This is a genomic window from Terriglobia bacterium (assembly GCA_020072565.1).
Lineage (GTDB): Bacteria > Acidobacteriota > UBA6911 > UBA6911 > UBA6911 > JAFNAG01.
Genome location: JAIQGI010000003.1, coordinates 216742 through 229138 on the forward strand (window position 1 = coordinate 216742; position 12397 = coordinate 229138).

Sequence of the window (12397 nt, forward strand, 5' to 3'; positions counted from 1 at the left end):
TTGATTTCCGGTGGCGGTTGCACGTGCAAGATCTCCAAAACATAAATCTTATACTATATCAAAAGAATAGCCCATTCACGCCCGGGATTCTGCGCAAAACCGGGATTCAGACCGTGGGGAAAAAGCCGGCGCCGAATGACACGGCAAGGCACAACCGCATCCAAAAAAATCTCAACGCAGACATCTTGAGATCACAGAGACCACGGGCCACCCGGATTTCTCGGTGTCTGCCGCCCCCGTGTAGCGCCGGCTTCCCCGGACTGCTCATACTCCCACTCATATTTGACAATCTATCGCTCAGATTTTATTAGATGCGCGTAGTCAATGAGGATTGGACCAAATGACGAGGAGGAGGAAAAAATCATGGTGATCAGAATTGCGGGAGCCAGCCACAGCCCCCAGACCGAGCATGAGCAGAACCAGGCCCCCACCCCATTTCGCCTGTTTGAGGATATGTTCAACAACTGGGCAATGCAGAGTGCCTTCGCCCGCAGACGCGAAAACTCGAAACCCCCGGTCGATATTTGGGAAAAAGACAATAAGATAATTATACGCACTGAGATACCAGGCGTCAGCGACGAAGATATTGACCTCAGACTCGACGGCAGGACTCTGACCATCAAGGGTGAAAGAAAACCCGAACCTGAAGGTTCCGGCTTCAGTTACCATCAAGTCGAAGGCTGCTACGGCACCTTCAGCCGTTCTTTCGACCTGCCGGATTCGGTGGATGCCGAGAAGATTTCCGCAGCCTATAACAACGGGGTATTAGTAATCACGGTCCCACAGAAACCCGAAAACAAACCCCGCACTATCAAAGTTAACGCTTGAAGCACACATTTGACAATAAGACACTCAGATCTTACATTGGTTTTACCGGGATGGGAACCCGGGAGAGATGAGAAAGGAAAAGGAGGAAAGCAAAATGAGATTGATTCCTTATGTTAGGAGAAGTGAGACGCCTTCAAGGATTTGGCCTGAGACTACCTCGTTTTTTGAGGATTTTTTCAATGATCCGTTCCTCTCATCGGTCACCAGGCCGAGCGAGAGATGGCTGCCGGCCGTGGACATTCTCGAGAAAGAAGGAAACTTGATTCTGCGCGCGGAAGTTCCCGGCGTCAACGAAAAGGACATCGACCTGAAGCTCGAAGGCAACGTCTTGATCCTCAAGGGGGAGAAGAAGCTGGAAAACGAGGAAGAGCGCAACAATTATCATCGCATGGAGAGCTTCTACGGTTCGTTTACCCGTTCCTTCACGCTCCCCGATTCGGTGGACCGTGATCACATCAAGGCTGATTATAAGAACGGCATTCTGGTGATCACGATACCGCAGAAGCCTGAGGTCCGGCCCCGCGAGATTCCGGTCAGTACCAAGTAAATGCCGGCCAGGTGCGCGGAGGGCAACCGGCGAGGGGCCTAAGGAAATCCCGTATCGGTCTCAGAGCGTGGCTCCCTGAAGTCCGGGGAGCCACTTCCATTTGATGACGAGTGATGAGTAGCGAATAATGAATGAGCAACGACGTTACGGATCGCCTTTCAACTGAGAACCGTCACCCGTCAACCCGCGCCGGTCGATAGGGATATAGTTATGATCCAATTTGACAAGCTCACCATCAAAGGACAGGAAGCATTGCAGGCCGCACAGAATCTGGCCGGGGCGCAGCAACAGCCTCAGCTGGAACCGGAACATCCATCTGCTGGACGCCCTGATCCAACAGGAGGAAGGTATTGTTACGCCGCTGCTGCGCAAACTCGGCGTGGGACCCGAGAGCCTGCACCAGGAACTGGTGACGCACTTTTCGTCACTCCCCAAGGTCCAGGGCGGTCAGATTTCCCTGTCGCCGAGGCTTGACACCGTGTTTCGCCAGGCGCAGGCCGAGGCCGATCAATTCAAGGACGAGTACATTTCCACCGAGCATCTGCTATTGGGACTGGCCGGAGACGACGGCTTTGCGGGCCGGCTCCTGCGCGGGCGCGGGGTCAGCCGTGCGGAGATTTTGAAGGTGCTGGTCTCGATCCGCGGCAGCCAGCGGGTGACGGACCCTAACGCGGAGGAAAGATATCAGGCGCTCAAGCGCTATGCGCGCGACTTGACGGATCTGGCCCGGCGGGGAAAGCTGGATCCGGTCATCGGCCGCGATGACGAAATCCGCAGAGTGATGCAGGTCCTGTCGCGCCGGACGAAGAATAACCCGGTGCTGATCGGAGAGCCGGGCGTCGGCAAGACCGCGATCGTGGAAGGACTTGCCCAGCGCATCGTGGCCGGAGATGTCCCCGAGACGCTCAAGAAAAAGCAGATGGTGGCTCTGGACCTCGGAGGCATGCTGGCAGGCGCAAAATATCGCGGTGAATTCGAGGACCGCCTCAAAGCCGTGCTGCGCGAGATCGAGGACTCGGCCGGGTCCATCATCCTTTTCATCGATGAGCTGCACACGCTGGTCGGAGCCGGGGCTGCCGAGGGTGCGATCGACGCGTCCAACATGCTGAAGCCTCCGCTGGCGCGGGGCGAACTCCGCTGCATCGGCGCGACCACATTGAATGAGTACAAGAAACATATCGAGAAGGATGCGGCGCTCGAACGGCGTTTCCAGCCCATATACGTCGGCGAGCCCTCCGTCGAAGACACGATCGCGATCCTGCGCGGCCTCAAGGAAAAATACGAGGTCCATCATGGCGTGCGCATCACCGACTCCGCGCTGGTGGCTGCCGCCACCCTGTCGCACCGCTATATCGCGGACCGTTTCCTCCCGGACAAGGCAGTCGATCTCGTCGATGAGGCGGCTTCCCGCCTGCGGATTGAAATCGACAGCATGCCTGTGGAGATCGACGAGGTGGAACGGCGGATCACCCAGCTGGAAATCGAGCGCCAGGCGTTATCCAAGGAAAAGGACAAGGCCGCACGGGAACGGCTCACAAACCTCAATGCCGAGCTGACCGAGCTGCGCGAAAAGAGTGCCCGAATGAAGCTCCACTGGCAGCAGGAACGGGAAGTCATCGGCTCCATCCGGTCTCTCAAGGAGCGCATCGAACAGGTGAAAGCGGAGGGGCAGAAGGCGGAGCGCATCGGAGATCTCGGCAAGGCAGCCGAGCTTCGTTACGGGACGCTGGTCCAGCTGGAGAAGGAACTCGCCGGACAGAATGTACGCCTGGCCAAGCTGCAAACCGGCCAGAAGTTCCTGAAGGAGGAGGTCGACGAGGAGGACATCGCCGAAGTCGTGGCCAAATGGACCGGCATACCGGTCAGCAAGATGCTCGAGGGAGAGCTCCAGAAACTGGTGCATATGGAAGACCGCCTGCGGACGCGAGTGCTGGGGCAGGATGAGGCGCTGTCGGCGGTAGCGGGCGCCATTCGTCGGGCGCGCGCGGGTCTGCAGGATGCCAGGAAGCCGATGGGCTCGTTCATCTTCCTTGGTCCGACCGGCGTCGGCAAGACTGAACTGGCGCGGGCGCTGGCGGAGTTCCTGTTCGATGACGAGCACTCCATGGTGCGCATCGACATGTCCGAATACATGGAGAAGCACTCCGTCGCCCGCATGATCGGAGCGCCGCCGGGATATGTGGGTTACGAAGAGGGCGGATTCCTGACGGAGGCCATCCGGCGCCGCCCCTACGCGGTCATATTGTTCGATGAGATCGAGAAGGCTCACCCGGATGTCTTCAACATCCTGCTGCAGATCCTTGATGACGGACGTCTGACTGACGGGAAAGGGAGAACCGTCGATTTCCGAAACACTGTCATCATCATGACCTCCAACATCGGGAGTCAATGGATTAGCGAAGCATCGGGAGATCTCGATTCCGTAATGACGCAGGTGATGGAGAGTCTCAGGCACACCTTTCGTCCCGAATTCCTCAATCGCGTCGACGACGTCATTGTCTTCCGCCGATTGACGCCGGAGTTGATCGAGGGGATTGTGCACCTGCAGATCTCGATCCTCGAAAAAATGTTGGCTCAGAAAGATCTTAAACTTGACGTCCGTCCGGGTGCCGTAAAGATGCTGGCCAAGGAGGGGTATGATCCGGTGTACGGGGCGAGGCCACTCAAGCGCCTGATCCAGAAGAAGATACAGGATAAGATGGCCATGATGCTACTAAACGGAGAAATCCGGTCCGGCGAAACCATCCGCATCGACTGCGATGCGAAATCCGGCGAGCTCACCTTCTCCCCTGCCCCGACGGAGCGAGCATGAGAGCCTCGGAGCATACGAGCAAGCTCGCGCTCGTGCTTCCAGGCTTCCGGCAAGTCGCGACGGTGCCATCAGGTAGTGACAAACTGCTGCCCCCAAGCATAGTCAGGTGGCCGGTTATATGGTAAAATGAGAGGTGTTATGATGAATAATCTCAAGACGGTACTGTTACTCGGTCTCCTCACAGGGATCATCCTGTTTCTTGGCAGCCTCTGGGGCGAGCGGGGAATAACTATAGCCTTAGTTTTTTCCGTGCTCATAAATTTCGGGAGTTATTTCTTCTCCGATAAGATCGCGCTGAGCATGTATGGTGCCAAACCCGTAAGTCGCGAGGAAGCACCCCGTCTGTACTCAATTCTCGATTTACTGTGCGCGCGAAGCGCCTTGCCGATGCCCAAGGTCTACCTGATCCCGACAGATTCTCCGAACGCTTTTGCCACGGGACGCAACCCGCAGCACGCGTCGGTGGCGGTCACTGAAGGGGCCTTGCGGCTTCTGGATGAGAATGAGCTGCAAGGAGTACTGGCCCACGAACTCTCACACGTAAAGAATCGTGACATCCTGATCAGCAGCATCGCTGCGACCATAGCCGGCATCATCATGTGGGTTGCGAACATGGCCCGATTCGCCATGATCTTTGGCGGATCCCGGGATCGCGAGGAAGGTGGGGGTGGCTTGGGTGGCCTGGTTACCATTATCGTGGCCCCGATTGCCGCGATGCTGATCCAGCTGTGGATCTCCCGGACGCGCGAGTACGAAGCAGACCACAGCGGCGCCGGCATGGCGGGGAATCCTTACGGCCTGGCTTCCGCACTGCAGAAGCTCGAAAACTACTCCAAGCGTATTCCGATGGAGGCCTCCCCAAGCACGGCGCATATGTTTATAGTGCATCCGTTCTCGGGCGGTGGCATGATGAATCTCTTCAGCACCCACCCGCCGATTCAAAAGCGAGTCGAACGTCTTCTGGGAAGAAACACGCAATAACGGAGTGCGCACCCGGGTCTCTGCAGCGTGGGGATTGAAGGCGGGGACTCCTATAGCGCCTCATCGCGAGCCATACCGGGGGGTAGAGTAATCTTGGATAGCAGGAAGATTCCTATCAGCGCAAACGAACATTCACCGCTCCCGACCGACCTGCACGAAGAACCCTCGCAGTTGCGAGTTGTCGACAAGCGGCATTTCACGCAGGCGGATCTCGAGACGCCGGTTTCCGGACCCGTGGAGGACAAACCGCGCTATCCCACTTACGTGGAAGAATTGATGGCAAGGGTAGCTGAGACCGAACGCCGTTTCAGTGAACGGGTGAAACTGGTCGACCAGGAGATCGCCCGATCGAAGGCCCGCCTCGAGGCGGAGTACGAACGCAAGCTGGCGCTCAGCAAGCAGAGCCTGTTGTTGCCGTTTCTCGATGTGCTTGACAACCTCGAGCGGGCGCTTCGGGCCGCGTCTATTGCTGGAATCAAGGACGAGCTGCTCGAGGGTGTGAAGATGACAGCCGAGCTCTTCTGCTCAAGGCTGCGGGAACATGGGATCGAGCCGATCGAGGTCCTGAACCAGCCTTTCGATCCCAACTTGAGCCAGGCGGTAGGAGTAGTTCCCGTTTACGAGCAGGATAAGGACGGTCTGGTGGTCGAGGAAGTTCTTCGCGGCTATCGCATGGAGAAGATCCTGGTCCGGCCCGCGCAGGTGCGCGTCGGCCAATATCAGCAGGACCAGAAAACCTCAGCATAGACGATCCCTGCGCCGGCCATATTAACTCTCTGCGGCGTCTGCAGTCTCAGCGAACTCTGCGTTGAGGTTTTTTGGGTGAAGCTATGCCGCGCCAGGCGTTTCGCATTTATTTTCATCGAATCCGATAGTTCGTGCCGTTCCAATAGAGCAGGAAAGGTATTCCTGAGAAGTGTAATTCTGCCAGTGCAGGCTCCTTTGCGAGGATATCTTGGTATTCCTTCGAATTCCGGTTGATCTCCCGGAATGGGGCTTCAGGATGCAAGGCACACTCAGCATCAATCCAATTGCCGGTCGTGAGGTAGAACGCGCGCGTGCCGAGCTTTTTCACAAATCCAGCTGTGGACTCCTTCGCGATCACCGAACCCCACTGCCTGGAACCAGGGCCTGGAAGATCGAAACGAGGTGGAGTGCTGCTAAGGAAGGAACCCTTGTTAGCATAGCCACCCTGAAACGCAAGAGCTTGCACTTTCACAGTCTCTGCCTGCGCCATTCGGATCGGGGCGACGGCACCTAGCTGGCCGCCTCCCCCGCCTCGCCCCCCGCCTCCGCCTTGTGCTGTTGCTTGAGCTTGTGCCGCGCGAGCCGGCGCAACAGCAGCCTGCCGGCCTGGTTGAACCGCTTGCTGAATCATTTGTCCAGTCTGCTGACCTGCCAATCCGGCTTGCATCTTTGCATCTTCCGGACGGGCGCCTGCCACCTTCATCTTTAGCGCTTCGGCGTCAAGTTGGGCCTGCTTTCGCAGCTCCATTTCGACCACCTCAGGTTTGACCGCCTCCGCCCGGGCAGGAGCTTGGGGCCGGACAATATTTGAGGCATCCAGAGTCACCGGCGCTGGTGGAGCCGCGACGATTGCCGGGCTGATCGCTGCCGGCGCAGGCTGGTTCACGGGTCGGGCCTGAGGCGGCACGTTCGCGGCTGCGGGAGGCAGGGCCCTCTCAGAAGAAATGTGAGTTGCAGGCGAGGTTGTCCTCGCCTGCGGGGAGATCAGAGCCGCATTGGATCCCCCCGAGATGCTGGGTCGCGATTCCTTGTTCGCCACCTGCGGTGCCGGCTGAGCAAGCCGGGACTCTCTCGTGGCTTGAAACAGGAGCAGACCGACGACCGCCACGACTACTGCTGCCAGTGCGAAGCGCACCGGAGAAGAACTGTAAGAGAATCTACGTGGCTCGTAAGCCGAGCGGCCGGCGCTGACCGTTTCCCGATCCTCCAGCTGCAGGGACAGTGCCAGCGTTTCCTGGCACGCGGCACAATGTGAAGCATGCTCCTCAAAGCGCGACGTCTCGCCGGCGGTCAAGCGGGATTCGAGATAAGCTGCCAGCACGTTGGCGTCGGGGCAAGCTTCTGACTCATGGCCCTGCCGCCGTGCAAGAATGCGCCGGATGGCCGCCTCTACGAATGGATCACTCATAGCTCACCCCTATTATTGACGATCATCCAATCCCGCCTTGCACCTTCTTTTGGCTCAGGGCATCTGCCGGCGCAGGCTGCAGCAAGGACTCGAGCGCCGGGTCTTCGGTTTCCGAGATCCAACGCCAGAGGGAACCCAGATCTCGCGCGCTGAGTCGGTGTGCTTTGCGCAGTTTGCTTTCGACTCGTTTCCGTATGCCCTTGCGCACACGCTCCAGCCAGCGCGACGCCGTCGCTTCATGCACCCCGAAGTGGCGGCCAATCACCTTGAGCGGTACTCCTTGCAGGTGATAGAGGCTGAGCAGCAAACGATCGCGCGCGCCGAGGCGCAAGATTTCCTCATTCAAGGCTTCTGCCAGCACGGGACCCCAGCGGGCATCGAGTCGCTCTTCCCCGGCACCCATGGGTCCAGGATTCTGGAAGCGCGGTAATCTCCCCCGTTCCACCAACTCGTCCAAAGAGACTTGCTTCCGCGCCCGCCGAAACCGATCGATCGCCGCATGCGACACGGCAGCACGCAGCCAGCCCGCGAGCGATCCACGACCGTTGTAGCTCAGGAGTTTTCCTTTGGTCACGGGATTCGCGCCTGGCTCTGACTGTGCACACTGGTGCAGACTGCCGGCAGCCGTACCGGCCTCTCCAAGCAGGACAGCGACAATCTCCTGCGCAAGGTCCTCACTCGCCTCGAAATCCCGGCAAGCGCCAGCGGCGAAACGTCTGAGCAACGCCAGGTATTCGTCCGCGAAATGCTCCCATGCCACGCGGTCGCCCCCGGCACAGGCCAATGCCAGAAACAGGTCCTCGTGGTGCAGCTGTCGAACCAGGGACATGCAGCCGGAGCAAATGGCAGCGCCGCCGTCCTGAGTTTCCTGTGCGGCTGTCGCTGCGTGTTCTTCATGGCCGGCGGCCATGATTTCCTCCGCACGGGCGCAGAACGATTCGAACGGGAGATTGATCGTTGGATAGCGTCGCCGGCAACGCTCAAAAACCTGGCTTATTTCCTTGACTGTCTCCGATGGCAGCATGAGAGCCGTCCTGCCGGCATTTTACACGAGTGGAATCCAAAAGCTTAGCCGCAGATTTCACGGACTGCATGAAAGCATGAGTCGCCCTTGACCACGAGTGCAGAAACGGGATCTGTGAAGTCCGTGGAATTATCCATGCCAGGCTTTTCCGTTGCAGATCTGAATTTTAAGGGTTGGAACCATATGGTAGTATGTCACTCCCGGCTTTTGTGAAAGGAATTCCATTCCCGATGTCTATCAAGATTCTGACCAGGAACATGCACGTTCCCAATCTTACGAGCATCGATGTCTACGAGTCGCTCGGCGGCTATCAGGGGCTGCGCAAGGCGCTGCGCGAATACACGCCTGCCGAGGTAACCGACATCGTGAAAAAGTCAGGCCTGCGCGGCCGGGGCGGTGCCGGCTTCCCGACGGGGATGAAGTGGGGATTCGTGCCCAAGAACTCGGGCAAGCCGGTGTATCTGTGCGTGAACGGCGATGAGAGCGAACCCGGCACCTTCAAAGACCACGTTATCATCGAAAAGGATCCGCACCAGATGATCGAAGGCGCCATCATCTCCGCTTATGCCCTTGGTTGCCACCAGGCGTTCATTTTCCTTCGCGGAGAGTTTTTCTACGGAGCCAGGGTAGTTCAGAAGGCGCTGGCCGAGGCTCAGGAGAAAGGATATCTGGGCAGGAACATCCTGGGGACAGATTACCACCTGGAGGTCATCCTGCACCGGGGAGCCGGAGCCTACATCTGCGGTGAGGAAACAGCCCTGCTTGAATCGATCGAGGGCAGGCGCGGACACCCAAGACTCAAGCCGCCCTTTCCCGCCGTCGTCGGGTTGTACCAATGCCCAACGGTCATCAACAACGTGGAGACTCTGGCGAACATTCCGCACATTATCAGCAACGGCGCCGAATGGTTTGCGGGCATCGGCAGCGACCGCAATACGGGCACCCGGCTGTTCGGTGTCAGCGGTCATGTGGAGAGGCCGGGCGTCTATGAGTTCCCTATGGGAATTACTCTGCGCGAGCTGATCTATGAGCACTGCGGCGGCATCAGAAACGGGCACAAGCTCAAGGCGGTAGTCCCGGGCGGCTCCTCCGTTCCGGTCTTGTCCGCGGACCAGGTCGATGTGCGCCTGGACTTCGATTCCGTCGCCAAGGCAGGCAGCATGCTTGGCTCTGCCGGCGTGATCGTGATGGATGAAACGACCTGCATGGTGAAAGCGGTGCGCCGGATCACGAAGTTTTATGCCGAGGAATCCTGCGGACAGTGCACTCAATGCCGTGAGGGAACGGAGTGGCTCTACCAGATCCTGACACGCATCGAGAAGGGCGACGGCAGACCCGGCGAACTCGAGATCATGCTCGACATCTGCACCAACATGAAAGGGCGCACGATCTGCCCTCTTTCCGATGCGGCAGCCATGCCCGTGGAAAGCTACATCCAGAAGTTCCGCGACGAGTTCGCTGCTCATATCCAGGGGCAGCGCTGCATCGTAGCCTGAGCCGAAAGGTTACAGAGCACTGCCAAGACGCCAGGATCCCAGGAACCTCATTTTCTGGCGTCCTGGGGTTTTGGTGTCCTGACGGCCGTCTTCGCGTTTCATTCCAAAGCCTCATTTCATTTGGTTAACCCGATCGATGTTGCTAGATTAGGAGTCACGCGGGCAATGCACCATGGGCAGACCGGGATTCTTGATCGACGATCGATTTCGACTCCACGATCCGGGAGGCGGCCATCCGGAGTCCTCGAAGCGGCTGCTTCACATTCAGCAGGCGCTCGACGCATTTGGCATTGCCGGGCGCTGGCGGCGGATCGAAGCGCGCGCGGCACCGGCTGAACAGCTGGAACTGATTCACTGCCCGGGTCACATCGAGCGCGTCAAGCGCGCCTCGGAGCAGGCTCCGAGCTATCTGGATCCGGATACCCCGGTCTCCATTGAAAGTTACGCCACCGCGCTTCTGGCTGCCGGAAGCATCCTGGCATGCGTCGATGCCATCTGTGATGGGTATATCGATCGCGCATTCGCTTTCGTCCGGCCCCCGGGGCACCATGCAGAGCCCGACAGGGCCATGGGATTCTGCCTGTTCAACAACGTCGCTCTGGGCGCCGCCTATCTCCGGTCGGAGCACAAGCTCGAGCGGGTCGCCGTCGTCGATATCGACGTCCATCACGGCAATGGCACGCAGGCATGCTTCTACGATGATCCGAACGTGCTCTACGTCTCCACTCACCAGTATCCCTACTTTCCAGGCACCGGCAGTTTCGGCGAACTCGGAGTCGGGGATGGCTGGGGCTACACGCTCAATTTCCCTCTGCCCGCCGGAACAGCAGACTCCGCATTCGTGCCTATTTATGCGCGGATTGTCTCTGCCGTTCTCGACCAATACCAACCCCAGTTCATCCTGGTCTCGGCGGGATTCGACGCCCTGCTGGGTGATCCGCTGGGCGGCCTTGCCGTATCCGCCGCCGGCTATGCCTCTGTGGCCGCTTCCTTGCTCAAGGCGGCAGACAGGTGCTGTAGAGGCAGGATCTGCTTCGTTCTTGAGGGTGGTTACAGCCCGGCGGGGCTCCGGGAGTGCACAAAGGCGGTGCTGACCGAAATGGAATCCGATGACCCAAAGGAGCTGGCCCTCTCCGGCGATTCCCTCTTTGAAGCAATATCGCAAGAGGTCGGGGAGTGGATCGGCGAACGATGGAAATGGTAACCAAAACTGCTCTTGGTGGAGGATTGGTTATGATCAGAGAGCCGGCCGTTGCGGGTCAGTTCTACCCCGCAAATCCGCAGAGGCTGCAGGAGAATATTCGCTCCTTCCTCAGCCGAAGCGAAGCCTTGCTCGACGTTAAGGGGATTGTCGCGCCACACGCAGGCTACGTATATTCCGGGGGGGTGGCCGGCGCCGTTTATGCAGCCGTCCGGCTGCCCAGGCGTTTCATTATTCTCGGGCCCAACCATACGGGGAAGGGAGTGGCGCTCTCACTATACCCTTCGGGCCAGTGGCGCACTCCGCTTGGACTCGTCGGCATCGACGAGGAACTGAACCGCAGTCTCGTGCGGGAGTGCAGCCTCCTGGTCGAGGACACAGCCGCGCACGTGCGTGAGCATTCCATCGAGGTTCAGATCCCCTTCCTTCAGTCTCTGGCCGATGCGCCCCGTTTCTCGGCGATTTGCGTCGGGACGTCGGATTACGCTTCTCTCGAGACTCTGGGTCACGCCCTTGCCCGTGTCGTCCAGTCGACGTCCGAGCCCGTACTCCTGGTCGCAAGCTCGGATATGAGCCATTATGAACCTGCCGACGTCGCCGCCCGGAAGGATCGATTCGCCATTGATAGGGTCGTGGGTGTGGATCCGCATGGTCTTTATCAGACCATCTTCGAAAAGGATATCAGCATGTGCGGTTTCGCGCCGGCGGTTGCCGTGCTGACTGCATGCCGTGATCTGGGCGCGACCAGCGGCCAGCTGATCCGCTACGCGACCTCGGGCGACGTCAGCGGCGACTACGAGCACGTGGTAGCATACGCCGGCATGGCTGTCTTCTGAACCTCAATTCCCGCGTCGGCTTCTCCCGGCCCGGCGCGAGGTCTCCCGGCCCGCCCTGTGGCTGTGGCAGATGGCTACTGCCAGTGCATCCGCGGCATCATCAGGGGTCGGAGTCTCCGGCAGGTCCAGCAGATGCCGAACCATCATCTGAACCTGGCTTTTCTCAGCGCGCCCGTAGCCGACGATTGCGCTCTTGATCTCGAGGGGCGAATACTCAAATACGGGGAGTCCTTGTTGGGCCGCAACCAGGAGGGCTACGCCTCTGGCATGGCCTAATTTGAGCGCCGACTGAACATTCGCCGAATAAAAGACCCCCTCGATCGCGACTGCATGGATTTCTTCGTGAGACAGGATCTCCGTCAGCCGGGTGTAGATTTGCAGCAGGCGCTCGTGAAAAGCGCGGCGCGGCGATGTTCGAATCGCGCCGAAAAGTATGGAGGAGTGCCGGGAGCCGTCCGACTCGATGAGGCCGTAACCCGTCGTCTCGCTTCCAGGGTCAATCCCCAGTATTCGCATC

General features: G+C 58.9%; 10 protein-coding genes and 1 pseudogene. 8 read left to right on the plus strand and 3 right to left on the minus strand.

Features of this window, described 5'->3' with window-relative positions; all coding sequences use genetic code 11:
* The first annotated feature begins 363 nt into the window (after positions 1–363).
* The 5 genes and pseudogenes from LAP85_02900 to LAP85_02920 all read left to right on the plus strand — a co-directional run bounded on the left by LAP85_02900 (position 364) and on the right by LAP85_02920 (position 5915).
* Positions 364–828 carry an Hsp20/alpha crystallin family protein gene (locus LAP85_02900; protein ID MBZ5495325.1) on the plus strand — a complete coding sequence of 155 codons (465 nt, stop codon included), beginning with the start codon at positions 364–366 and terminating at the stop codon, positions 826–828.
* A gap of 94 nt (positions 829–922) precedes the next feature.
* Positions 923–1375 carry an Hsp20/alpha crystallin family protein gene (locus tag LAP85_02905; protein ID MBZ5495326.1) on the plus strand — a complete coding sequence of 151 codons (453 nt, stop codon included), beginning with the start codon at positions 923–925 and terminating at the stop codon, positions 1373–1375.
* A gap of 210 nt (positions 1376–1585) precedes the next feature.
* A pseudogene (clpB, locus tag LAP85_02910) lies at positions 1586–4187 on the plus strand (ATP-dependent chaperone ClpB).
* Between the two features lie 141 nt (positions 4188–4328).
* Positions 4329–5168: a zinc metalloprotease HtpX gene (locus LAP85_02915; protein ID MBZ5495327.1), complete on the plus strand. Its 840-nt coding sequence runs from the start codon at positions 4329–4331 to the stop codon at positions 5166–5168.
* 93 nt (positions 5169–5261) lie between these two features.
* The gene (locus LAP85_02920; protein ID MBZ5495328.1) at positions 5262–5915 is read left to right on the plus strand and encodes a nucleotide exchange factor GrpE; all 654 of its coding nucleotides are present in this window, start codon (positions 5262–5264) and stop codon (positions 5913–5915) included.
* A 112-nt stretch (positions 5916–6027) separates the two neighbouring features.
* On the opposite strand, the gene LAP85_02925 is transcribed toward LAP85_02920, so the two are convergent.
* Positions 6028–7323, minus strand: coding sequence for a zf-HC2 domain-containing protein (locus LAP85_02925; protein MBZ5495329.1), 1296 nt, complete (start codon positions 7321–7323; stop codon positions 6028–6030).
* 22 nt (positions 7324–7345) lie between these two features.
* On the minus strand, positions 7346–8347 hold the full coding sequence (locus LAP85_02930; GenBank protein MBZ5495330.1) for a sigma-70 family RNA polymerase sigma factor: 1002 nt from the start codon (positions 8345–8347) through the stop codon (positions 7346–7348).
* A 230-nt stretch (positions 8348–8577) separates the two neighbouring features.
* On the opposite strand from LAP85_02930, the gene nuoF reads away from it, so the two are divergent.
* From nuoF to amrB, 3 genes are all read left to right on the plus strand, one after another.
* Positions 8578–9843, plus strand: a complete 1266-nt coding sequence (nuoF, locus tag LAP85_02935) for an NADH-quinone oxidoreductase subunit NuoF (GenBank protein MBZ5495331.1) — start codon at positions 8578–8580, stop codon at positions 9841–9843.
* A gap of 172 nt (positions 9844–10015) precedes the next feature.
* Complete coding sequence (locus LAP85_02940; GenBank protein MBZ5495332.1) at positions 10016–11047, plus strand: histone deacetylase; 1032 nt, start codon at positions 10016–10018, stop codon at positions 11045–11047.
* A gap of 29 nt (positions 11048–11076) precedes the next feature.
* Positions 11077–11880 (plus strand): AmmeMemoRadiSam system protein B, encoded by an 804-nt coding sequence (amrB, locus tag LAP85_02945; protein ID MBZ5495333.1) that lies wholly within the window; start codon positions 11077–11079, stop codon positions 11878–11880.
* Between the two features lie 3 nt (positions 11881–11883).
* Here amrB and ruvC read toward each other — a convergent pair whose 3' ends face one another.
* Positions 11884–12396 (minus strand): crossover junction endodeoxyribonuclease RuvC, encoded by a 513-nt coding sequence (gene ruvC / locus LAP85_02950; protein ID MBZ5495334.1) that lies wholly within the window; start codon positions 12394–12396, stop codon positions 11884–11886.
* Position 12397: the final 1 nt, after the last annotated feature.